Source organism: Pseudomonas sp. MONT-RG-20F-20-E-7-02 (assembly GCF_022662395.1).
In the GTDB taxonomy this organism is placed as follows: Bacteria; Pseudomonadota; Gammaproteobacteria; order Pseudomonadales; family Pseudomonadaceae; genus Aquipseudomonas.
Window position 1 is genome coordinate 553,896 of the sequence record NZ_JAKNQN010000002.1, and the last position, 23,290, is coordinate 577,185.

General features: G+C 59.3%; 17 protein-coding genes. 12 read left to right on the top strand and 5 right to left on the bottom strand.

Annotated features, from left to right (window positions below; translation table 11 throughout):
* The first annotated feature begins 22 nt into the window (after positions 1–22).
* The 7 genes from glgX (at position 23) to L8I05_RS07775 (ending at position 7,297) form a co-directional block, all read left to right on the top strand.
* Positions 23–2,179 carry a glycogen debranching protein GlgX gene (gene glgX, locus L8I05_RS07745; protein WP_242168019.1) on the top strand — a complete coding sequence of 719 codons (2,157 nt, stop codon included), beginning with the start codon at positions 23–25 and terminating at the stop codon, positions 2,177–2,179.
* Between the two features lies 1 nt (position 2,180).
* Positions 2,181–3,179 (top strand): acyl-CoA dehydrogenase family protein, encoded by a 999-nt coding sequence (locus tag L8I05_RS07750; protein WP_242168021.1) that lies wholly within the window; start codon positions 2,181–2,183, stop codon positions 3,177–3,179.
* Complete coding sequence (locus L8I05_RS07755) at positions 3,176–3,934, top strand: PIG-L family deacetylase (protein ID WP_242168023.1); 759 nt, start codon at positions 3,176–3,178, stop codon at positions 3,932–3,934. The genes L8I05_RS07750 and L8I05_RS07755 overlap by 4 nt, the downstream gene beginning before the upstream one ends.
* Positions 3,931–4,530, top strand: coding sequence for an SAM-dependent methyltransferase (locus tag L8I05_RS07760; protein ID WP_242168025.1), 600 nt, complete (start codon positions 3,931–3,933; stop codon positions 4,528–4,530). Before L8I05_RS07755 ends, L8I05_RS07760 begins: the two co-directional genes overlap by 4 nt.
* Entirely contained in the window at positions 4,527–5,186 is a 660-nt protein-coding gene (locus L8I05_RS07765) for a glycosyltransferase (RefSeq protein ID WP_177015567.1), read from the top strand. The genes L8I05_RS07760 and L8I05_RS07765 overlap by 4 nt, the downstream gene beginning before the upstream one ends.
* A gap of 176 nt (positions 5,187–5,362) precedes the next feature.
* Positions 5,363–6,124, top strand: coding sequence for a PIG-L family deacetylase (locus L8I05_RS07770; protein ID WP_197628370.1), 762 nt, complete (start codon positions 5,363–5,365; stop codon positions 6,122–6,124).
* 141 nt (positions 6,125–6,265) lie between these two features.
* Positions 6,266–7,297, top strand: coding sequence for an alpha/beta hydrolase (locus L8I05_RS07775; protein WP_242168027.1), 1,032 nt, complete (start codon positions 6,266–6,268; stop codon positions 7,295–7,297).
* Positions 7,298–7,315: 18 nt separating this feature from the next.
* Here L8I05_RS07775 and L8I05_RS07780 read toward each other — a convergent pair whose 3' ends face one another.
* Together L8I05_RS07780 and L8I05_RS07785 are read right to left on the bottom strand one after the other, a co-directional pair.
* Positions 7,316–8,722, bottom strand: coding sequence for an amino acid permease (locus L8I05_RS07780; RefSeq protein ID WP_242168030.1), 1,407 nt, complete (start codon positions 8,720–8,722; stop codon positions 7,316–7,318).
* A 68-nt stretch (positions 8,723–8,790) separates the two neighbouring features.
* The gene (locus L8I05_RS07785) at positions 8,791–9,825 is read right to left on the bottom strand and encodes a histone deacetylase family protein (protein WP_242168031.1); all 1,035 of its coding nucleotides are present in this window, start codon (positions 9,823–9,825) and stop codon (positions 8,791–8,793) included.
* A 121-nt stretch (positions 9,826–9,946) separates the two neighbouring features.
* Here L8I05_RS07785 and L8I05_RS07790 point away from each other — a divergent pair, with 121 nt between their 5' ends.
* From L8I05_RS07790 to L8I05_RS07805, 4 genes are all read left to right on the top strand, one after another.
* On the top strand, positions 9,947–10,453 hold the full coding sequence (locus L8I05_RS07790) for an Lrp/AsnC family transcriptional regulator (RefSeq protein ID WP_242168034.1): 507 nt from the start codon (positions 9,947–9,949) through the stop codon (positions 10,451–10,453).
* Positions 10,454–10,524: 71 nt separating this feature from the next.
* A complete protein-coding gene (locus L8I05_RS07795) occupies positions 10,525–11,253 on the top strand; it encodes a CPBP family intramembrane glutamic endopeptidase (RefSeq protein ID WP_242168036.1) in 729 nt (242 codons plus the stop codon).
* A gap of 213 nt (positions 11,254–11,466) precedes the next feature.
* Positions 11,467–13,626 carry a TonB-dependent siderophore receptor gene (locus L8I05_RS07800; protein WP_242168038.1) on the top strand — a complete coding sequence of 720 codons (2,160 nt, stop codon included), beginning with the start codon at positions 11,467–11,469 and terminating at the stop codon, positions 13,624–13,626.
* Between the two features lie 184 nt (positions 13,627–13,810).
* Entirely contained in the window at positions 13,811–15,304 is a 1,494-nt protein-coding gene (locus L8I05_RS07805) for a methyl-accepting chemotaxis protein (protein ID WP_159956205.1), read from the top strand.
* Here L8I05_RS07805 and L8I05_RS07810 read toward each other — a convergent pair.
* The 3 genes from L8I05_RS07810 to L8I05_RS07820 form a co-directional block, all read right to left on the bottom strand.
* Positions 15,298–15,792 (bottom strand): DUF2867 domain-containing protein, encoded by a 495-nt coding sequence (locus L8I05_RS07810; RefSeq protein ID WP_242168040.1) that lies wholly within the window; start codon positions 15,790–15,792, stop codon positions 15,298–15,300. The genes L8I05_RS07805 and L8I05_RS07810 overlap by 7 nt on opposite strands.
* Before the next feature lie 599 nt (positions 15,793–16,391).
* Positions 16,392–17,765, bottom strand: coding sequence for an IS1182 family transposase (locus tag L8I05_RS07815; protein WP_242168042.1), 1,374 nt, complete (start codon positions 17,763–17,765; stop codon positions 16,392–16,394).
* A 69-nt stretch (positions 17,766–17,834) separates the two neighbouring features.
* On the bottom strand, positions 17,835–18,398 hold the full coding sequence (locus L8I05_RS07820; protein ID WP_242168044.1) for a hypothetical protein: 564 nt from the start codon (positions 18,396–18,398) through the stop codon (positions 17,835–17,837).
* Positions 18,399–18,713: 315 nt separating this feature from the next.
* On the opposite strand from L8I05_RS07820, the gene L8I05_RS07825 reads away from it, so the two are divergent.
* Complete coding sequence (locus tag L8I05_RS07825; protein WP_242168046.1) at positions 18,714–22,598, top strand: hypothetical protein; 3,885 nt, start codon at positions 18,714–18,716, stop codon at positions 22,596–22,598.
* Positions 22,599–23,290: the final 692 nt, after the last annotated feature.

Genomic DNA, 23,290 nt, shown 5'->3' on the forward strand with positions numbered 1-23,290 from the left:
AGACCTTTGCAGGAGCAACTCAATGAGCAAGCCCGATAAAACCCAACCGACGTCGGAAAACGAGCCGTCGCGGATTCGTGAAGGTTTGCCCTTCCCCCTCGGCGCCACCTGGGACGGCCTGGGCGTCAACTTCGCGCTGTTCTCGGCCAACGCAACAAAGGTCGAACTGTGCCTGTTCGATGACACCGGCGAAATCGAGCTGGAGCGCATCGAACTGCCCGAATACACCGATGAAACCTTCCACGGTTACCTGCCCGACGCCCATCCAGGGCTGATTTACGGCTACCGCGTTTACGGTGCGTATGACCCGGCCAACGGCCACCGTTTCAACCACAACAAATTGCTGATCGACCCCTATGCCAAACAGCTGGTGGGCGAACTCAAATGGTCCGAGGCGCTGTTCGGCTACACCATCGGCCACCCGGATGACGACCTCAGTTTCGACGAGCGCGACAGCGCGCCCTTCGTGCCCAAGTGCAAGGTCATCGACCCGGCGCACACCTGGGGCAATGACCAGCCGGTGCGCGTGCCGTGGGACCGTACGATCATCTACGAAACCCATCTGCGCGGCATCAGCATGCGCCACCCTTCAGTGGGCGAGTCGGTGCGCGGCACCTGCGCCGGGTTGATGGAAGACGATGTGCTCAAGCACATTCGCCAACTGGGCGTGTCGTCGGTCGAACTGCTGCCAGTGCATGCCTTCGTCAACGACCAGCACTTGCTGCAAAAAGGCATGACCAACTATTGGGGCTACAACAGCATCGCCTTTTTTGCCCCGGACCCGCGTTACCTGGCCAGCGGCAAGATCGCCGAGTTCAAGGAAATGGTCGCGCACCTGCACGAAGCCAAGCTGGAAGTGATCCTCGACGTGGTCTACAACCACACCGCCGAAGGCAACGAGCGCGGCCCGACCCTGTCCATGCGCGGGATCGACAACGCCTCGTACTACCGCTTGATGCCCGACGACAAGCGTTTCTACATCAACGACTCCGGCACCGGTAACACCCTGGACCTGAGCCACCCGTGCGTGCTGCAAATGGTCACCGACTCCCTGCGCTACTGGGCCACCGAGATGCACGTGGACGGTTTCCGCTTCGACTTGGCGACCATTCTCGGTCGTTATCGCGATGGTTTCGACGAGCGCCACAGCTTCCTCGTGGCCTGCCGCCAGGACCCGGTGCTGCGTCAGCTGAAAATGATCGCCGAACCCTGGGACTGCGGCCCTGGCGGCTATCAAGTGGGTAAATTCCCGCCCGGCTGGGTCGAGTGGAACGACCGATTCCGCGACACCGTGCGCGCGTTCTGGAAAGGCGACGACGGCCAGCTGGCCGATTTCGCCGCACGCATGACCGCTTCGGGCGAGATGTTCAACCAGCGCGGTCGACGCCCCTACAGCTCGGTGAACTTCATCACCGCCCACGACGGGTTCACGTTGCACGACCTGGTGTCGTACAACGACAAGCACAACGAAGCCAACGACGAGAACAACCAGGACGGCAGCAACAACAACCTGTCCTGGAACCATGGCGTCGAAGGCCCCACCGACGACCCGGAAATCAACGCGCTGCGCCTGCGCCAGATGCGCAACTTCTTCGCCACCTTGCTGCTGGCCCAAGGCACGCCGATGTTGGTGGCCGGTGACGAATTCGCGCGTACCCAGCATGGCAACAACAATGCCTATTGCCAGGACAGCGAAATCGGCTGGGTCAACTGGGACCTGGACGACGACGGCAAAGCGCTACTCAAGTTTGTGAAACGCCTGATCAAGCTGCGCCTGGCCTATCCGATCCTGCGCCGTGGGCGCTTCCTGGTCGGCGATTACAATGAAGACATCGGCGTGAAGGACGTCACCTGGCTGGCGCCGGATGGCAACGAGATGAGCACCGAGCAGTGGCAGGACAGCCAGGGCCGCTGCCTGGGCATGCTGATGGATGGGCGCGCCCAGGAAACCGGGATTCGTCGGCCAGGTGGCGATGCCACCGTGCTGCTGGTGGTCAATGCCCACCACGACATGGTCAATTTCCGCCTGCCGCCGGTGCCGGAGGGCGAGTTCTGGACCTGTATGCTGGACACCAATGACCCTGCGGTGCGTGGCCAGGAACGCTTTGATTTCGAGCACGAGTACGCCGTGACCGGCCGCTCGCTGTTACTGTTTGAACTGCAGCGCGACGAGGTGTGAGATGGCCCTGCATGGATTCCTTCAAGGCTACCGGAGCTATGCGGACACGCAGGCCTTGGGTAATGCACTGAAGGCGCTTCAGGAAGAAGGCCTGGACCAACTGCCATTGCCCGGTAGCGGCGAGACATTGGCGCGCTTCAGCGGCCTCGCCCAAGTGGCGGGGCATGACTTGCGCCTGTGCAAGCTGTTCGAAGGCCATACCGATGCCTTGGCGATCATCGCCGAACTCGACAGCCCCTTGCCGCCACTGGGCAGCATTTGGGGCATGTGGGCTGCCGAGCCGCCGACAGCCAAGGTGCGTGTGCGTCGCGACGGTCACCAGTTGCTCGTCGAGGGGCGCAAGGCCTGGTGTTCCGGGGCGGCCGTGGTCAGCCATGGGTTGTTGACCGCCTGGGACGAAGAGGACCGCCAGCAATTGGTTGCCGTGGCCATGGACCAGCCCGGCATCACCGTCACCAATGAAGGCTGGAACGCCGTGGGCATGGCGGCCACAGGCAGCGTCGAGATTGTGTTTGACCAGGCCAAGGGCATCGCGGTCGGCGGGCCGGGGGATTACCTCTCCCGGCCCGGTTTTTGGCACGGCGGCGTCGGCATCGCGGCGTGTTGGTATGGCGGCGCGCAACGCCTGGCCGAAGTGCTGCGCGAGCAATGCACCAAACGCCCTGAACCCCACGCCCTCGCCCACCTGGGCGCGGTGGACAGTGTGCTGAACAGCGCCGCGTGCGTACTGCGTGACAGTGCCGAACAGATCGACCGCGACCCGCGGGCCGATGCGCGCCTGCTGGCTCAGCAGGCACGCGCCTGCATCGAAGATACCGTCGAGCAAGTCATTCAGCATGTCGGCCGCGCAGTCGGCGCGGGCCCTTATTGCAAAGACCCGCACTTCGCGCAGTTGATGGCGGATTTGCCGGTGTACGTGCGGCAAAGTCACGCCGAACGTGACCTGGCGGCCCTGGGTGAATTGGTCGCCGGCGATTCCACACGGAGGTGGCATCTATGAAGGCTAATCCGATTGTCGGCCAGGGCACGCCGCTGCATCAGTGGCAAGCGTCGCCCCATATGGCTGAGCTGCCGCTGATCAGCGTCGAGCAACTGGTGCCCGAAGGTCACCGCGCGGTGGTCATCGCCCCGCACCCGGACGATGAAGTGCTCGGCTGTGGCGGCCTGTTGCAAGGCCTGGCCTCGCTCGGGCGGCCGATTCAGCTGATTTCCGTGACCGACGGCAGCGCCAGTCATCCAGGCTCCCGGCGTTGGCCGGTGGAACGCTTGAGCGTGGTGCGCCCGCAAGAGTCGGCCCAGGCTCTGCACCGTCTGGGCTTGCCGCTGCACAGCCTGAAATGGCTGCGCGCAGGTTTTGCCGACAGCCAGGTGGCGGCCGGTGAAGAGCACTTGTGCGCCTTTATACAACGCTACCTCAAGCCCACCGATGTGGTGTTCACCACCTGGCGCGAAGACGGGCATTGCGACCATGAAGCCGTCGGCCGCGCCAGTGCCAAGGCCGCCCAGGCGGTGGGCGCCACGCTCTACGAACTGCCGGTGTGGACCTGGCACTGGGCAACCCCCGAAGACAGCCAGGTGCCGTGGCATCGCGCGCGCAAAATCCTGCTGACACCCGAGGCGGTCGCGCGCAAACGCCACGCCATTCACGCCTTCGCCAGCCAGCTGGAAGGCGACCCGCAGATCGGCCTGCCACCGGTGCTCGCGCCCTATGTGGTGGAGCGCCTGCTGCAACCATTTGAAGTGGTGTTTGTATGAGCGTTGCCACGCCCTATTTCGATCAACTGTTCGCCGGTAATGACGACCCTTGGGCATTTCGCCAACGCTGGTACGAGCGGCGCAAGCGTGCCCTGACCTTGGCGCTGCTGACCCGACCACGCTACACCTCGATATTCGAACCCGGCTGCGCCAATGGCGAGCTGAGCGCCGAACTGGCGCCGCGCTGTGATCGCCTGGTGTGTTGTGACACGGCTGCCGCTGCCGTGGCGCTGGCGAAAAACCGCTTGCTGGGGTTTGCCCATGCGCAGGTGCACCAAAGCCGCTTGCCCGAACAATGGCCGACGGAGCCTTTCGAACTGATCGTGTTGAGCGAGCTGTGTTACTACCTTGATGCCGAAGATTTGCACCGTCTGATCGATCGCGCCCTCGCCTCGTTGACCGACAACGGCCAACTGCTGGCCTGCCACTGGCGCCCGGCCATCGACGGCTGCCCGCAAACCGCCGAACAGGTGCACGCACTGCTGCAACAACGCCTGGGCATGCCGCCTGTTGCGCAGCATCACGAGAGCGATTTCCTCCTCGACCTGTGGAGCCGCGACGGCACCTCGGTCGCCTCCCACGAGGGCTTGCGATGATCGGCATTCTGATCCCGGTGCATAACGAAGAAGCCCTGTTGGCCGAGTGCCTGAACGCCGCCCTGATTGCTGCGAACCATCCCGGACTGCAGGGCGAAGCGGTACAGATTCTCGCGGTACTCGACAGCTGCGACGACGGCAGTGCCGCTATCGCCCAGGCCTATCCGGTGCAGAGCCTGCACGTACAGGCCCGCAATGTGGGCCATGTGCGCGGGGTGGGCGCGCGCCATCTGTTGAATCTGGGCGCACGCTGGATCTCCTGCACCGACGCCGACAGCCGCGTAGCGCCCGACTGGCTGGTGGCGCAATTGGCGCTGGGCGCCGACGCGGTGTGCGGCACGGTCACCGTCGATGCCTGGAGCGAAGATTTCGACCCGGCCGCGCAAATTCGCTACAACCAGGCGTATGAGGCACGCGAAGGCCATCGGCATGTGCACGGCGCCAACCTGGGCGTGAGCGCCGGCGCCTATGTGCAAGCCGGTGGTTTTGAGCCGTTGGCGTGCCACGAAGATGTGCAACTGGTGCGTAACCTGGAACGCTGCGGCGCCTCTATCGCCTGGAGCCACACCCCGCAAGTCATCACCAGCGCGCGCCTGGATTGCCGTGCCCAGGGCGGGTTTGGCGACTACCTGAAAAGCCTGATGCAGGCCTCCTGAAAAAAATCGACATTACAAGATGTAAAAGTGACCAATCCTTGACTATGCTGACATTGCCTCGCTGGCACTCCAGGGTTGGAGTGTCGCACCCGCGCAGCGGAGCCTGCGCTGACTAAAAGAGCGTCGTCCCGTCAACGGGGTACGACCCAGCACCATTTGACAAGGATGTGACACCCATGAAGCCTGCCTCCTTAGGCGAGGGCCGCCGCGGCCCCGCGCAAATCTGGAACAGCGCCCCGCAGTTGGCGCAAATCCCCACCGTCGCCCCTTCAACCCTCGTGCCGCCCGGCGCGCGCGTGGTGGTGATCGCCCCGCACCCCGGCGACGAGGTGTTGGCCTGCGGCGGGCTGCTGCAACTGCTCAGCAGCCGCGAACACCCACTGCTGCTGATTTCAATCACCGATGGCAGTGCCAGCCACCCCGGCTCCAACGCCTGGCCGGCGAGCCGCTTGAGTGTGATTCGCCCCCAGGAAAGTGCCGAAGCGCTGCGTCGCCTGGGCATGCCATTGCACAGTTTGAAGTGGATTCGTGGTGGGTTTTGCGACGACGCCCTGGCGGCCCGCGAGCAGCCGATGAGCCAATTTATTGCACGCTACCTGCAACCCGGCGATGTGGTGTTCACCACTTGGCGCAACGACGGCAATGACGACCACGACGCCGTCGGCCGTGCCAGCGCCAAGGCCTGTAGCCTGATTGGCGCGCGCCTGTATGAATTGCCCATTTGGGCCTGGCATTGGCCGGTGCGCGAAGGTGCGGTGATCCCGTGGCAGCGTGCGCACAAGGTGCGCCTGGACTCCTGGTGCGTTGCGCGCAAGCTCCACGCCGCCCATGCGTATGCAAGCCAGTTGGTCGGCGACCCGTCAATCGGCCTGGCGCCAATGCTCGCCCAGGAGCTGCTGGAGCGGATGCGCGAGCCCTATGAGATCGTGTTCGCCTAGGGCGTGAGGCGTATGTATCACAGTGTGTACTGCGCAGCCGAGGATACACAGCGTTTAACCCGGGGCACTTGCTGAAACATGCCCGATACAGCACAGCGGTCAACTGAGCGCCAGGTACACACCCGCCGCAGGAGGCCCGCCATGCACACTCAGTTGACTCACCGCTCCAAACTCCGCCCGCTGTTCCTGGCATTTGCACTGTTGCAGCTCGGCGCCGTGGGCCTGGCCCACGCCGAGATGCCCGAGCCGCCATCGCCCGTCAGCCATAGCCAAACCGCGTTTGGCGCGCTTAAACACATCAAGGCCGGCGTGCTCGATGTGGCCTATGCCGAGGTCGGCCCGGCGAATGGCCAAGTGGTGATCCTGCTGCACGGCTGGCCCTACGACATTGACAGTTATGCCAACGTCGTCCCGCTGCTGGCAGCCAAGGGTTATCGCGTGCTGATCCCCTACGCCCGAGGCTACGGCGACACGCGTTTTCTGTCGGATAAAACCCTGCGCAACGGCGAGCCTGCGGCATTGGCGCAGGATGTGATCGACTTCATGGACGCGCTGAAGATCAAGCAAGCCGTGCTGGGCGGCTACGACTGGGGCGCGCGCTCGGCGGATATCGTCTCGGCGCTGTGGCCCGAGCGGGTCAAGGCGCTGGTGTCGGTGAGTGGCTACCTGATCGGCAATCAGGCTGCGGGCCACAACCCTCTGCCGCCCAAGGCCGAATTGCAGTGGTGGTATCAGTTCTACTTTGCCACCGAGCGCGGCGCTGCCGGCTACCAGAAAAACACCCACGATTTTGCCAAGCTGATCTGGCAGACCGCCTCGCCGAAGTGGGCCTTTGACGAGGCTACCTTCGAGCGCAGCGCCAAAGGCCTGGACAACCCCGACCACGTCGCCATTACGGTCTTCAACTATCGCTGGCGCCTGGGCCTGGTGCAGGGCGAAGCCCACTACGACGCGCTGGAACAACAGCTCGCTCAGTCACCGAGCATTGGCGTACCGACCATTATCCTGGAAGGCGACGCCAACGGCGCCCCGCACCCGCAACCCGAGGACTACGCCAAGCGCTTTACGGGCAAGTATGCGTTCCGCCTGATCAGCGGCGGCATTGGCCACAACCTGCCGCAGGAAGCGCCGGCAGCGTTTGCCCAGGCCGTCGTCGATGCGGATCACCTGTAAGGTTTTTCGCTTCCCTCTTCACTTCATGGCGGCCTGCGCAGTGAAACGTTTACGCACGTGCGACAACTGATAGGCAATGCCCAGCCAGATAAACCAGGCGGGCATCACACACAGCGCCAATCGCGTGTCCGGTCGCAAGGCGAGCAGGCACAGCACAAAGCCGAGAAACGCCAGGGTAAACCACGCCATCGGCACACCGCCGGGCATTTTGTAGATCGATTGAGCGTGCAAGTCCGGGCGTTTTTTGCGGTAGGCAATGTAGGACGCGAGGATAGTCGACCAGGTAAAAATCACCAGGATCGCCGACACCGTCGACACGATGGTGAAGGCCGTCATCACCTCCGGCACCACAAACAGCAACACCAGGCCCAGCAGCATCAACAGCGTGGTGAACGCCAGGCTGAAAAACGGCACGCTGTGGGTGGACAGCCGCCGAAAAATGCCCGGTGCGTCGCCCAGGTCGGCCAAACCGAAGAGCATGCGGCTGGCGGAAAACACCCCGCTGTTGGCCGATGAAGCCGCCGACGTCAGCACCACGAAATTCACAATGCCCGCCGCCGCGGGAAAGCCCGCCACCAGGAACAGCTCCACAAACGGGCTTTTGCTCGGCGACACTTGCTGCCACGACGTCACCGCGATGATGCACGCCAGGGCCAGCACGTAGAACAGGATGATGCGCAGCGGGATCGAGTTGATCGCCTTGGGCAAAGTCTTCTCCGGCGCGCGGGTTTCAGCGGCGGCCGTGCCGATCAGTTCGGTGCCGGCGAAGGAGAAAATCGCCATCTGGAAACCGGCGAAGAACCCGAACAGACCATTAGGAAACGCCGCCTGTTTATCCAGCAAGTGACTCAACGAGGCGGTGACGCCGGTGGGCGACACAAACGCACTGGCAATCAGCACCAGGCTCACGCTGATCAACGTCACCACGGCGATGATCTTGATGATCGCAAACCAGAACTCCACCTCGCCAAACAGCCTGACCGTGAGCACGTTCAACGCGAACAGCGTGAGCAACATGCCCCCGGCCGGCATCCACGCCGGCACACCGGGAAACCAGTACTGGAAAAACCCGCCCACCACCACCGCATCGCCCACCACTGCCACGCTCCAGCTCAGCCAGTACGACCAGCCGAGAAAAAACGCCGCGCGCGGCCCCAGGTAGGCACCGGCAAAGTCGGCGAAGCTCTTGAAGTTCAGGTTGGATAACAGCAGCTCGCCCATGGCGCGCATCACGAAGTACACGAAGAGCCCGATGATCATGTAGATCAGGATGATCGAGGTGCCCGACAGCGCGATGATCTTGCCCGAGCCCATGAACAGGCCGGTGCCGATCGCGCCGCCCATGGCCATCAACTGGATGTGGCGGTTGCTCAGGGTGCGTTGCAACGCAGGCTTTTCTGTCAGCCCGGGCGTGGTTGTTTTCATCACAAAACCTCTTGTTATGTTTTTGAGTTTTGGCAGAAAAAAGAATCAGCGGTTTTTTGTTCTTGGGTTCAGGCGGTCTTGCTTTCGAAACCGTGCAGCACGTTGACGGCATTGATGCCGATCTCATCGACCATGTAGCCGCCTTCCATCACAAACAGCGTGGGCACGCCGACGCTGGCGATGATTTCGCCCATGCCGATGAAGTCCTGGCTGTCGAGGAGGAAGTGGCTGATGGGGTCGTCCTTGAAGGTGTCGACTCCGAGGGAAATCACCAGCACCTCGGGGGCGAAGTGGCGCAGGTGCCGGCAGGCGTCGAGCAGCGCGATGGTGTAATCGGCCCAGGCGGTGTTTTTCGGCAGTGGGTAATTGAGGTTGAAGCCCTCCCCGGCACCCGCGCCGCGCTCGCTGCTGAAGCCGGAAAAATACGGGTAGGACACCGCCGGTTCGCCATGCAGGGAGATGAACATGACGTCGGCGCGGTCATAGAAAATATTCTGGGTGCCGTTGCCATGGTGGAAATCCACGTCCAGCACCGCCACGCGCCGGGCGCCTTGGGTAATCGCCTGTTGCGCCGCAATCGCCGCGTTGTTGAGGTAGCAATAACCGCCCATGTATTCGCGGGCGGCATGGTGCCCAGGTGGCCGGCACAGGGCAAAGGCGCTGTGATGGCCTTCGTCGATCAGGGCCAGGCCGGTGAGCGCGATGTCGGCGCTGGTTTTGACCGCGTCCCAGGTGGTGCGGGTGATCGGCGAGCCGGCGTCCATGGCGAAGAAACCCAGCTTGCCGTCGATGAAATCCGGCACCTGTTGATTGGCCAGGTCGCGCACCGGCCACACCAGCGGCAGTGCGTCATGGCTGCGGCCAATCGCGGTCCATTGCGCCCAGGCGGTTTCGAGGAAGGACACATAGCGTTCGCTGTGGGCATTGACGTAACACGCGCGGTCGAAGGTGCGCGGCACGATGATATCGCCCAGCCCGACCTGCCGGACGCGGTCACGTACGGTGTCGGCACGGCTGGGTTGTTCGAATGAGGGCTTAAGCACACCGTCTTTCAATTCGGTGCCATGGTGCAAACGGTGGGCATCACTAAAAACAGTCAGCATTTCTCAACATCCCCGAGTAAAAGACAGGCTCTATTTTGTTCGGGCGAGGCTGGGCTTTCTTTGCTTTTAGTTCGCGCACTGTTAGGTTTATCGGGAATATTTACCCTTGTGGCGGCACATTATGAAAAATAAAACCAAACAGGTCGCGCTTGACGACACCGATCTCGCCATCCTCGCGTTACTGCAGGAAGACGCAAGTATTTCCAACGCCCAACTGAGCGAGCGCCTGTCCCTGAGCCTGACGCCGTGCTGGCGTCGACGTAAGCGCCTGGAAGAAGAAGGCGTGATCAAGGACTACCAGGCCAACCTGGATCGCAAGCTGCTTGGGCTGGACATCATGGCCTTTGTGCATGTGCGCTTTGCCATCCACACCGACCACGCGCCGGACGCGTTCGAGGCGGTGGTCAAGCAACTGCCCCAGGTGCTGGCCTGTCACAAAATCACCGGCGATGCGGACTACCTGCTGCAGGTGCTGGCGCAAGACCTGGACAGTTACAGTGAGTTTGTCGAGAGCGTGTTGCGCCGTCAGTTGGGGATTGCGTCGATCCAATCGAGCCTGGCGCTGCGTGAGGTGAAGGCGACGAGCCGGGTCGCGATTCCTGGGCAGGAAAGCGGTCCGCGTAAATAACCGAGGGCTTTGGACGTTAATTACCTTGGTTAGTGGCAAAATGCCTTTTTCCCCACACTCATGGAGCGACTGTGACGCACGTTCTTGCCCCCTCGGAATCCATCCTTCCACCCGCCTCGCCGTCGAAATTCCGCTTCTTCAGACGCCTCGGGATGTTCGTCCTCGCGGCGTTGATTATGCTGCTGGCGCCCGTTCCCGGCCTGTTGCTGTTGCCACCGGCGATGCAAAGCTACTTGATGTTCGTGATCAGCCATGGCGCCATCGGGTTGCTGTTGTGCGGTCTGTTCGTGGTGCAACACCGGCATAACCTGGCCGCTAGGTTTTACGGCCACCACATCCGTAAGACTTTGCGCCTGGGCGTAATTGCCCTGATCGCCGCGTATGCCCTGTTCGGGTTGCTGGTCACCGCACTGGGGTTACCGCGTGAAGCGTTCATGGCTGAGCTGTACAGCGGCCTGACCCAGTGGCAAACCCTGATCAAATTGGCGTCGCTGATTATCCTGCCACCGATCGCCGAAGAACTGATGATGCGGCACTACCTGCTGCGCCTGTTTCCCTACGAACGTAGTGTGGCCTGGAAGTGGACGGCGGTGATTGTCACGTCCGCGCTGTTCGCCAGCGTGCATACCCAATACGGCAGCTGGAACACGTTGGTGATGATCTTCGTGGTGGGTTGCCTGTTTGCCTGGGCGAGGATTGCCAGCGGCGGCTTGCTCGTGCCTATCTTGCTGCACATGCTGGCGGAAGTGGTCGGGTCGAGCTTCGACTGGACCTGGACGTGGGCCGGGCTTTACGGCTGATCCCAGGCATTCTTTGGAGTGGGCGTAACACGGGGTGTTCACGCCCGCTCCCGGCTGTGAAGCGGTAAAACGCCCCCGCCGAAATGTGAAAAATTCGTTAACTAATTCTCCCCCAAGGCTTTTTCCGACAGCCTCAATCTGACAAACTGATGCGAATAATTCTTAACATCATTATTATTCGCCAGGGACGGCGCTTCGGGGAGAGTCTGTTCCATGTCTGTGCAACAACCAATCGGCAAGCGTTTTACACCTAATTTGATCGCGATGGCGGTTTGTATCGCCAGCTCACAAGCGGCCTTCGCCGCCGATGCGCAACAACCGTCAGCCGTGGTGGAACTGGGCGCGACGCAAATCAACACCGAGCAACAACTCGGCGCCACCACCGAAGGCAGCCAGTCCTACACCACCGGCTCAATGGCCACCGCCACCAAGCTGCCGCTGACCTTGCGTGAAACCCCGCAGGCCGTCACGGTCATCACGCGCCAGCGCATGGACGACCAGGCGATGACCAGCATCAACGACGTGGTCAGGGCCACGCCCGGATTGTTCCTCAACTACTCCAACGGCCCTGGGCGGCAGTCCTACAAGGCGCGCGGTTTCGACATCGACAACCTGATGTATGACGGCATCCCGACCGGCTACAACGGCGTTGACGTAGGCGCCCAGCCAAACCTGGCAATGTTCGACCGCGTCGAGATCGTGCGCGGCGCCACCGGCCTGGTCACCGGCGCAGGCAACCCGTCGGCCGCCATCAACCTGATCCGCAAGCGGCCACTGGACGAGCAGAAAGTCACCCTCACCGGCGCCGCCGGCAGTTGGGACGACTACCGTGGCGAGCTGGACGCCTCCAGCCCACTCAACGACAGTGGCACGTGGCGCGGCCGCGTCGTCACCTCTTACCGTGACGCCAACAGCTTTATCGACAAGGTCGAGGAAGACCACGGCCTGTTCTACGCCGTCACCGAAGCCGACCTGAGCGAAGACACCACCCTGACCCTCGGCTTTTCCAACCAGAAGGACAAGACCAATTACTTCTGGGGCTCTTCGATGGTCGGCCAGGATGGCCATCACCTTGACCTGCCGCGTTCCTACAACCCCGGCACACGTTGGGAGAACAAGGACCAGGAGATCAACACCGTATTCGCCGAACTGCGCCAGCGCCTGGCCAACGACTGGAGCCTGCAGGTCAACGCCAACTACGCCGCACAGGACGCGCTGTTCTCCGGTTCCTACCAGTCGCGCTGGGTCAACAACACACCGGCGCGCACCGTTTACCAGGCCGCCTACGATGAAAATCAGGCCGGCATCGACGCGTTCGCCAGCGGCCCGTTCCAGGCGTTCGGGCGTACCCATGAACTGGTGGTGGGCGCCAGCAAGCGCATCTACGACATGACCACCCACAACTACAGCCCGTACGACATGAACTGGCCGCTGACGGCGGGCAAACCGGATTTCGTCCACACCAACAACCAGCGTGAAGTCACCACCCAGGAAGGCGTTTACGTGACCACGCGCCTGAGCCTGGCCGACCCGTTGAAGCTGATCCTCGGCGGGCGCCTGGACTGGTACGACTACGACAACCGCGATGGCGACGGCGACTTTCATGTCACCCGTAACCTCACCCGCTACGCCGGCTTGATCTACGAGCTGGACGAGCATCACTCGGTATACCTCAGCTACAGCGATATTTTTACGCCGCAAAGGGACAAGGACACGTCCGGCAACCCGCTCAAGCCGATTGTCGGCAAAAACTACGAGGTGGGCATCAAGGGCGAATACCTCGGCGGCGCGCTGAACGCGAGTGTGGCGCTGTTCCGCGTCAACCAGGAAAACCGCGCCGTGCCAGTGGTGGTGCCGAACTGCCCGCAGGCCGCGTGCAGTGAAGCCTCCGGCGAGATCCGCAGCCAGGGCATCGACCTCGAACTGCAAGGCGCGCTGACCCCGAACTGGCAGGTCGGCGGTGGTTACACTTACGCGCGCACCCACACCATCAAGGATGACGCCAACCCGCAGTTGGTCAACAAGCAGTTCGATACCGACACGCCCGAGCATCTGTTCAAGCTCACCACCCGCTACAACTTCCAGGGCCCGCTGGAAAAACTGCGCGTTGGTGGCAACGTCTCCTGGCAGAGCCGCCTGTACAACGACCTCAAAGTGGCTGACGGCAGCACCTACCGCCTGCAACAGGGCAGCTACGCGGTTACCGACCTGATGGCCGGCTACGAGGTCAGCCAGCACCTGGACCTGCAGCTCAACGCCAACAACATCTTCGACCGCCGCTACTACTCAACCATCGCCAACGACGTGAGCTACGGCGGTGATGCCTACGGCAACCCACGCAACATGATGCTCACCGCCAAGTACAGCTTCTGACCTGCCCTGCCCCTGCGGCTATCCATTTGGATAGCCGCTCTTAAAGTCCCGCTCAGGGATGCCGATAACACCATGGCATCCCTGGATCTGAAAGCAACCGAACACCTGCTTCACTCCACCGGCGGCCCACGTGGCACGCCGCATGCTTAGCTGTTTCCGGCTCGACCACATGGAGTAAGAGTGAATGCCAACCCGCACGCGTTTTTTCGAGCACTACCGCAAGGCCGACCGCATCATGCTGGCGCTGGTGTGGCTGATGTTCCTGTTTTCCGTAGGCCTGGCGTTCTGGCACGACACACTGCTGCAGGCCGTGATCGTCGGCGGCGGCACCAGCGTGGTGCTGACAGCAGTCTATCGCGCCATCGGCGGCACCCGCCTGATGCGCTGCCTATTGGGCGCCGGCTTGATGGTGATGGCCGCCCTGCACATCAACCAGGCGCAAGGTGTGATCGAATCGCACTTCGGCATTTTCGCGCTGCTGGCCGTGCTGACCTTCTACCGCGACTGGCTGCCGATCCTGGTAGCGGCGGCAACGATCGCCGTGCACCACGTGGTCTTCCATGCGTTGCAGCATCAAGGCTTCCCCGTGTTCGTGATGGAACACCATGGCGGCTGGAGCATGGTGTTCGTCCATGCTTTCTACGTGGTCATGGAGACCGTTGCCCTGCTCTACCTCGCCATTCACAGCCAGCGCGAAGCGGTCGAAAGCCAGGAAATGCTCGAAAAAATGCTCGCCGTGACCACCCAACTCACCGTCGAAACCGCCCAGGGTGAAGGCAAGGTGCATGTGTCGCTGGCCAAGCGTTTCGACCACTTCCTGCAGCAAATTACCCATCTTATCGACGGCGTCGCCCGCGACTCCCACGGCCTCGGCCAACTCGGCCAGGAACTGGCCAGCGCCAGCGGCACCCTGGAAAAAGGCGCCCGCCATCAGTTGGCCGAAATCACCCAAATGACCGGCTCCATGCAGCGCATGGAAGACGCCATGGGCCACATCACCGTGCACGTTGAACAGGCCGTCGAACACGCAGGCCAGGCCAGCAAACAAATCGTGCGCGGCCAGGAAAGCGTCGGCCGCGCCCAGCACGAAATCAGCCAATTGGCCTCACGCATCAACGGCACCAACGAGACCGTGCAAGGCCTGGCGGTGCAGGCAGAACAGATCGGCTCGGTACTCGAAGTGATCAGCAGCATCGCCAACCAGACCAACCTGCTCGCCCTCAACGCCGCCATCGAAGCCGCCCGCGCCGGCGAACAAGGCCGAGGCTTTGCCGTGGTCGCCGACGAAGTGCGCAGCCTGGCGCAGCGCACCGCCGTGTCCACCCAGGAAATCAAACAGATCATCGAAGGCTTGCAACACGGCAGCCGTCAAGCCGTCGAGGCCATGCACGACAGCCAGCAAGGCGTGGAGCGTTGCGTGCAAGACAGCCAAGTGGCAGTGGAAATGCTGCAAGCGGTGGGCGCCGACATTGCGCACATCGACGAACTGAACGGGCGGATCGTGACGACCACCCGTGAGCAATCCACGGCGAACCTGGAAATCGTCGGACGGTTGCAGTCGGTGCAGAGCATTGCGCAAAGCACTGCCGATGATGTGGAGACACTGGCGCGCAGCAGTGAGCGGCTACCGCCCATTGCGGTGCGGTTGGACGCGTTGGGGAGGCGGTTTCATCAGTAGGCTTTTTGTTGCCTTTCAAGTGTGCGTTTCAGCCGCTTCAAATCACTGTTGACGATCAACTTGTGCACCTGGCCGACCGGCACCATGTAGGCGCGGCCAAACGCGTTATGGGTGACCACTGATGAAGTGATGGTGAAAACGCGCTCGCTGATCGACAGGCAAATCATCACATCCAGGTGCCGGTCGCGCTCGGTCAGCACCAGCATGTCGGGGGCGCTGTGTTCTACCAGAAAGAAGTCCAGGTATTCGCCCACTTGCACGCTGTCTCGGCGGGTGCCGGAAAACCCGCCAATGCGCTTTACGCCAAACACAGCGGAAATCGCGTCCCGAATGCGGAACGCCAGCTGCAACAACGGCCCCGGTTCGGCAGTCATGATATTCCAGGCTTCAAGCGCGGTGACTTCGGACGGCAGCAGGGTTGAGCGGCAGTCGTAGTAATCCAGTTCAGACGGTGCGCGCAGGGTGTGAGCAATCGGGGTAGTTGCCAAACATTCTCTCCTTGGCCAGATGCCTTATGAATAATTTAAACGGCTAGCCCTTCTTTTAGCGCAGTTGTACGGCTCTGCGCCACCGGCACCAACGGCTCGCGAGCAAGTGACCGAGTTTGATCGAGCAAATTATTTTGCCTATCGGGTCAGCGAGTTCACTTTCACCGTCAGGTATTTGGCCACCCATGCTACCGGACAATCGTGGTTTGACGAGCCTCGTGCTGGCGAACCCCGTGTTCGATGGACCTATACTTTTTATGCAAAAAACGCCGTGTCGGCCATTACGCTGAAGGTGTTTACGACGCTTTTGTGGCGTGGGTATATGCAGGTGTGCATGGATTAGACGCGTAAGTTGATAGCGGTTGGTGGGTAATGCGCGAAAGGATCCGTGTCGGGATTGATGGGAGATTTTTGGATGGGGTGGCAGGCAGCAATCGGCCGATTCTGTTGAAAAAGTCGGATTTTCAAACGGCCTGAACTCAGGCACGACCACCACGGGAGAACCTACTCACCACATTGAGTGGTTTTTCGGTCCTTCGATGACCTTTGCCGCTCTGTTATTGGGTTAATTTGAGGTTTTTTGCTTGGTGCAGGCGCACCTATCCCGTGACTGGTGGCCCTTGAGATGAAAATTTGGCAAGCCGTCGCAGGTTCTGCACCGCAGCGGCCAGCGTGAGTTCATCCGTCGCGCCACTCATGCCACGTAGCCGCAGCCGATCCAATTTCAGGATGCGCTTGAGGTGGGCAAACAACATTTCGACCTTTTTACGTTCGTGGCGAGACCGCTGATATGCCGGCGTTGCTGCAATGCGCCGAGCCACATCGCGAGCGGCTTCATGGACGCTGCGAGCGATCTTGCGGAACGCTGTGTTTGGGCAGCACTTGGCTTTCATCGGACACGTAGCGCAGTCGGTCTGCCGGGATCGGAAGATGATGGTGTTGGCTTTGGTGACATGTGAACGCTCATTCTTGAAGGCTCGCCATTCGCTGCGCAATGGGTTTCCGGCCGGGCAGCGGTATTCCTCAGCCTCTTCATTCCAGTGGAAATCGTTGCTCGAAAAACTGTCGTTCTTGCGCTCGGTTTTGTCCCACACCGGCACATGCGGTTCGATGTCTTTTTCCTCCACCATCCAGGCCAGCATCGGCGCGGTACCGTAAGCGGTGTCGCCAATGAGACGCTCCGGCTTGATGTCGAATTGCGCTTCGACCCGTTCGATCATCGTCTTGGTGCTCTCGACTTCTGCGGTTCGATGAGCGGGTGTGGGTTCCACATCCATGATCACGCCGTGCTCGGTATCGATCAGATAATTCGTGGAGTAAGCGTAGAAAGCTGGGCCGCCTGGCGCAGCGGTCCAGCGGGCTTGAGGATCCGTCAGCGACAGGCGCTTCGGTAGCGTTTCGGCCAAAGCCTCTTCATCGAGGCCTTCAAGGTACTCACGCACGGCGCGGGTGCTCAGGGCCGGATCGCTCCAGTTGACCGGTTCATCACCCGGTACGCCGCGCTGCCGACTCGCATCCGCTTTGATGATGCTGGCGTCCACGGCAAAGCCTTCGCCCTTGACCAGGCCGGCGTCCATGCAGCGACGCAGCACTTCATTGAACAACCAGCGAAACAGATCACTCTCTCGAAAACGGCCGTGTCGATTTTTCGAAAAGGTTGAGTGGTTGGGGACTTCATCTTCAAGGCTCAACCGGCAGAACCAGCGATATGCCAGGTTCAAATGGGCCTCTTCGCACAACCGCCGTTCGGAGCGGATGCCATAGCAATAGCCCACGACTAGCATGCGGATCATCAGCTCAGGATCAATCGAAGGACGCCCAATTGGGCTATAGAAATCGGCGAGGTAGTGGCGCAGGTCGCTCAGATCGAGACACCGATCAATGCTGCGCAGAAGATGATTTTTTGGGATGTGGTCTTCAAGGTTGAACGAGTAAAACAGCCGCTCCTGCCCACTCGATAACTGTCCCATCATGCTGCGTACTCTCCCGCTGGCCGATGGAGTGATTTTGCCGCAGATCAGTCGATGGAGCTACTCAGGGAATCAGTTAACCTTGGGAGCGTTTCCCCGAGCAATCAGCAGCGAGCGCTCAATCATTTCAACGGTGATGTATGGGACGAACCCCAGCCTTTCGCCCTTTTTAAAGCTTTTTTCGTAATCCTCTAACTGATCGACAGCTTGCGCAATTGCTAGCGCAGCTAGATGCCTGAGTGGCATTGCTCCTTTGGCGTCTGTAGGTAAAGACCTGTAGAGCGCCAAGCCGGCATCTATATCTTGATTCTGAGCCCAAGATAACGCCCTGTCAGATAGCTCGACTACATCGTCAGCGCCAATGGTCTCTAGCTTCTGGGGCGTTTCGTTGCTTACGATGACAGGTGAAAAATATTTTCCCTCCCCAAAGATGAACGCGACAGCATCCGAAAACGCTGTCGAGGAGATGGAGGGCATGAACGAAACTCTAAAATGATCCGAGCGCTTCCCTATAGTCGGAATGATCTGGACTTGGATCTCGCCCAAACACTTGATGCAAAAGCGGTCACTTACCTCATCCTTTCCACAGGCCCAACCTTGTGCTTGCAAAATCGCACATGCCTCTTTCTCTGTCATAGTTCTGCTCTCGATATCACCTATCGGATGATACTGGTTTCTTAGGCTCTCAAGGGGGCGCTTTCTAGCCAACCTGCTTTAGCTGGTCGCGCGCTATAGATCGACAGGAGACCTACTTTTTCAACAGAATCGGCCAAAAGCGGTCGTTCGTGTATCTCTTTATAGTGCTTCTGATGGGGCGTTAATTTAGTATCAGAATGACTAACCCGGCTCCGATTGAGGCTCCAGTACGACATGAATGAATGCGCAAATTTGATAGTGCATGCAATCATCAAACGAACACTGTGGTGTGAGACTAATGACAGTCGAATCACTATGCCTCAGGACGACCTGTTAAAAAGAACCGAGTCGCTCGTGATACTTGGCGAAGCCGGCATGGGAAAATCTCACCTGCTTGACTGGCTTGCAGCGTCTCCAGGTTATTCGCATTGCACCGCCCGCCAACTGATTAACCGATATGATCCGAATACGCTACTAAGCGACGCCAAAATCCTAGTGATTGATGCACTAGATGAGGTAAGCAGCCAGAAGGAAGGAGACGGGGTGGATCTTGTCCTGCGTCAACTCGGTAAGCTGGGCTACCCTCGCTTCATTCTTGCGTGCCGGGTGGCGGATTGGCGTAGCGCGACGGGTTTAGAGGCTATTCACGAACAGTACGCGGAAAAGCCACTAGAGCTTCACATTGAGCCCTTCAACGACGATGACGCTTCCACCTTTCTAAGCGCCACACTCGGTTTGGCGGAAGCCGAAAATGTGATCGAGCATTTCAATGCACGAGGGCTCAATGGATTGCTCGGCAATCCGCAAACTCTCGAGCTAATTGCTCGCGTTGCGGGGTCGAGGAAATTACCTGAAACGCGTAGCGAGCTTTTCGAGCGCGCCATTGAGGTTTTACGAGTCGAACATCGTGACACCAAGGCCAGAAGTCAGCCAGGGCGGGAAGCTGGCCTTGATGCCGCAGGCGCCGCATTTGCCGGTTTGATCCTAACTGGCAGTGAGGCCATTGTTCGGATTTCCGCAGCGAACGCTGCCGAAGGTGAACTGCAACTTTCCGATATCTCTCTTCTTCCTGATGGTGAAGTAGTGGAAGCCATGTTAGGTACTCGTTTGTTCAAAGCTGACGGCGTCGATCGCTTCACCTACCTTCACCGCCGGGTCGGGGAGTACTTAGGGGCTCAATGGCTCGCGAAGCAGGCGAATACCCCACAAAAACGCAGACGCCTCCTCTCAGTGTTTCACAGCCACGGGCTTGTACCTTCAAGCCTTCGGGGCATTCATGCCTGGCTCGCATTAGAACCGGCTCTTACCAAGGCTGTTATCACCGCGGACCCAATGGGATTGATTGAGTATGGGGATGCAGATGTACTCACGGCCGATCAAGCTCACTTGCTTATTGGCTCACTGGAGCTTCTGGCAAAGGATAATCCGCGCTTTCGTGACTGGGGACCGTATGCGTTACGTGGTTTCAGGCACCCAGTTGTCATCGAGGACATACGGCGACTGATCTCAACACCTGAAACATCGTTCAGCCTTTGCCTTCTTATGCTCGAAGCAGTCAGGGGAAGTGATATTGCGTCCCTGCTGAAAGATGAACTGCGGAAAATCGTTATCGATCCCCGAGCGTACTTTGCATGCAGGAAAGTTGCAGGCGAAATTCTAATTGATGTAAATGACGATATAGATTGGCCAACCGTTCTTCACACGCTGGGTAGCTCTCGAGATGAGCTTTCTATTCGGCTTGCAGTCGAAGTTATTGATAAAATCGGATACGAACAATTCGATGCAAATCTGATTGTCAGCCTCGTAATTGCTTATGCAGGCAGTGGTAGTCGTACGATCGGAGTATTGATGCTCTTGGAGAGGCATCTTCCAGATGGGCAGATAGCGGATGTCCTTGATCTCTTAGCCGTAGCAGCAAAGAGTCTTGGTAAGTGGGATGATCGACCTGGAAACGACGTGTTGACCGATCTTGCTTATCATCTAATCGTTCGCGTCGTAGAGGCCGGCGGTGTCACTGCGAACGAGCTTTGGTCTTGGCTAGAGCCCTTCCATAGCCGTGATGGATATCAACGTGATGTTCATCAGAAATTGCACGAGCTCATTCGGAGCGACGACCATTTGCGGCGGTCCGTTCAACGACTAGTGCTTTTAGAACTGCCCAGTGATCACAACCCTTATCAGCAATCTTGGCGGCTCAGCGAACGATCGACCGGCTTTATACCGTCCGACACAGATGTTATTGCGCTACTTAATTGGCTCGACCCCATAAATAATAGCGACGAACGCTGGCGCGATTTGGTCCTGCTTTCACGGCATGATAGTGAAGCAGGCGCAGAGGTACGTGCTGCTGCACGACTCTTTGCTGCTCGCAGTGCCGATCTATTGCAATGGCTCGACAAGCTCACAGAGCAGACAGTACCTGATTGGCAGATCAAACAGACCGAACGTGAGCGAGAGCGTCGAGCAGAACAAGCGGCCATTCACGCTGGACACCGAAATCATTTTTCTGCTCGCATCGATCAGATGCGCGCGGGTGATTACAGTGCGATTGTCGGCCCCGCTAAAGCCTATCTCAACCTCTACAACGACATTGAAGATGCACCTGCCCATAAGCGGATCGGGCAGTGGCTTGGAGATGATATTGGCGAAGTAGCGCATGCCGGGTTCGAAGCATTTCTAACACTTAATCCACCCAAACCCACTGCGCAGCAGATCGCGAAGAGCAACGCGAACGGCAAGGCTTACGATGCCGCGTACATTATCGTTGCCGCACTCGCCGAGCGGCATCGAGTAGGCGTAGGGTTCGATGACCTTTCTGATGAGCGCTTAATGGCAGGACTGTTCGAGCTTCGCCGTAGTCGCATCGACGATCATGCAGGAGTCGTGGGTCTCATTGAAGCTGTTGAAGCTACCATCCACATTCGCGGTGGCTGGAAGGAAGCGATGAAGCTCTACCATGAGCCGCAACTACAGCAGCGGCGTGAAGATGTAGATGGCCTCTACACGCTGATGCACGACCAAGTCCATGTCGCCATGAGCACCGAACTTGCTGCGGAGTGGCTGGAGCGGTTTCCAGACTTACCGGCCGGTCCGGAACTAGAGTTGGTTGATAGACTTATCCGCTCAGGGCGATTTGAGGAATTACGCCGAACTCTAGCGCTTCGTTCTACGTCGACGGACGAAGAGCGCCGCCGCAATTGGGTTGCGATTGGCGTCATTGTTGATTTCCCCGTCACTGTAGCGCGGCTTGGCGCTAAGCCGATTGAACCTGAACTGCTCTGGCACATACGGCATCGAATCAGCAACCGCATTAACGATGATACCAATGTCCTCCTCAATGCTGCGCAGAGTGAGTGGATGATCAATACGTTTCGATCGCTTTGGCCAATGGTGCATCGCCCAAGCGGGGCTTCGTCAGGGGATTCAAATTCTTGGGATGCAAGCAGTTTCATCGTCCAACTCATCCGCCGCCTTGCCAATGACACCAGCGATGACGCAAACGATGCATTAGTCCGTTTAAGGGATGCACCTGTCGATGGCTACTCTGAAGAGGTCAAGATTGTTATTGCTGAGCAGAAGCGCATCCGCGTCGAAGCTACCTATGTTCCGCCCACACTTGCTGCTATCGATGCGATCACACGCAGTCTTGCCCCTGTGTCCCTTGTTGACCTACAAACTGTTGTTCTTGAAGAACTCGCCATCGCCCAAGCGAAGATAAAGAGCGACGATGCTGAATCTTGGCGCGGGTTTTATGACGACAAAAAAATCCCGTTCGTTGAGGAGCGTTGCCGTGATCACCTTCTAGGTCTTCTCCGTCAAGGATCGTCAGGCTTCACTTTCGATCCTGAAACGCATGTTGCCGCCGATAAGGAAGTTGATATCACTTGTTCGGCTGGCACACTTCGGATTCCGATCGAGATCAAAGGGCAGTGGCACTCCGAGCTCTGGACAGGATCAGATAGGCAGCTTGATGCTCTCTACACTCCAGACTGGCGAGCGGAAGGGCGTGGTATTTATCTGGTGCTCTGGTTTGGAGAACAAAAACAAACAACCAAGAGGTTGAAGAGTCCAGGTCGACACGAAACCCTTCCCACAACCGCCGATGAACTGAAAAGAATGCTCGTCGCGAAGAGCAGGTCTGCGCGAGAAGGAAGAGTCGCCGTTTTCGTGCTTGATCTCGTTCGATGTAATGCTAGCTGAAGACGAAGCTTGTGGTAGTAATGTCGACGGTCATCAAAGAAAGCGGGCTGTTTTTACTGAGCTGCTTCGTAGCGCTGGAACTACGATGCATCCCATTGCATTTTCGAAAGCCCGCTACCAGTCAACTAAACCTCTTTTAACGAATGTCTGCTTTCGGTCCAGAGTGTGTAAAAACGCTTCGTCAAAATTGAAGTGCGCGCGTCTACGTTAAATCTGAAATTTATCGGCACGTCAGCAGATGTAGATTTCGCGCAGATTCGCGATTTCCAGTCCGGTTTTGAGTACCTGTCGTGCTCGAAAACGTTTTTACACAGCCTCGGCCGAAAGCAGACACTCTACTATCGGGCAACCACAGTGCTATTAATTCACCCGCCGGATTTGAAGCTGTGCCCCCCACCCTACCGGCGCCACTTACAACTTCAAGCTTGCCCCCCAATCCCAACGCCCCTTATAGTCCGCCCCGTCGCCCACATGGCGATCAGGTTTGGCGACCTGACTATCGGATGCAAAAGCACTGCGCTTTTTTGCAGATGCTGTTGCACGCTCGCAAAGCTGCCTCAATGGCGGCTGTGCGCGGGAGACCTTCGGGTCTGCCGGGCTCTCCGATACCGGTTCGCCAACCTGCGTACAGCTGCCACCCTATCGTTTGGCGACGTGTGAGTGGCGGTTAATTGCAGCATTTATCGGAGTTT

Excerpts from the sequence above, each read along its gene's own strand:
- glgX (WP_242168019.1), top strand. The coding sequence starts at position 23 with ATGAGCAAGCCCGATAAAACCCAACCGACGTCGGAAAACGAGCCGTCG.
- L8I05_RS07750 (WP_242168021.1), top strand. The coding sequence starts at position 2,181 with ATGGCCCTGCATGGATTCCTTCAAGGCTACCGGAGCTATGCGGACACG.
- L8I05_RS07755 (WP_242168023.1), top strand. The coding sequence starts at position 3,176 with ATGAAGGCTAATCCGATTGTCGGCCAGGGCACGCCGCTGCATCAGTGG.
- L8I05_RS07760 (WP_242168025.1), top strand. The coding sequence starts at position 3,931 with ATGAGCGTTGCCACGCCCTATTTCGATCAACTGTTCGCCGGTAATGAC.
- L8I05_RS07765 (WP_177015567.1), top strand. The coding sequence starts at position 4,527 with ATGATCGGCATTCTGATCCCGGTGCATAACGAAGAAGCCCTGTTGGCC.
- L8I05_RS07770 (WP_197628370.1), top strand. The coding sequence starts at position 5,363 with ATGAAGCCTGCCTCCTTAGGCGAGGGCCGCCGCGGCCCCGCGCAAATC.
- L8I05_RS07775 (WP_242168027.1), top strand. The coding sequence starts at position 6,266 with ATGCACACTCAGTTGACTCACCGCTCCAAACTCCGCCCGCTGTTCCTG.
- L8I05_RS07780 (WP_242168030.1), bottom strand. The coding sequence starts at position 8,722 with ATGAAAACAACCACGCCCGGGCTGACAGAAAAGCCTGCGTTGCAACGC.
- L8I05_RS07785 (WP_242168031.1), bottom strand. The coding sequence starts at position 9,825 with ATGCTGACTGTTTTTAGTGATGCCCACCGTTTGCACCATGGCACCGAA.
- L8I05_RS07790 (WP_242168034.1), top strand. The coding sequence starts at position 9,947 with ATGAAAAATAAAACCAAACAGGTCGCGCTTGACGACACCGATCTCGCC.
- L8I05_RS07800 (WP_242168038.1), top strand. The coding sequence starts at position 11,467 with ATGTCTGTGCAACAACCAATCGGCAAGCGTTTTACACCTAATTTGATC.
- L8I05_RS07805 (WP_159956205.1), top strand. The coding sequence starts at position 13,811 with ATGCCAACCCGCACGCGTTTTTTCGAGCACTACCGCAAGGCCGACCGC.
- L8I05_RS07815 (WP_242168042.1), bottom strand. The coding sequence starts at position 17,765 with ATGATGGGACAGTTATCGAGTGGGCAGGAGCGGCTGTTTTACTCGTTC.
- L8I05_RS07820 (WP_242168044.1), bottom strand. The coding sequence starts at position 18,398 with ATGACAGAGAAAGAGGCATGTGCGATTTTGCAAGCACAAGGTTGGGCC.
- L8I05_RS07825 (WP_242168046.1), top strand. The coding sequence starts at position 18,714 with ATGCCTCAGGACGACCTGTTAAAAAGAACCGAGTCGCTCGTGATACTT.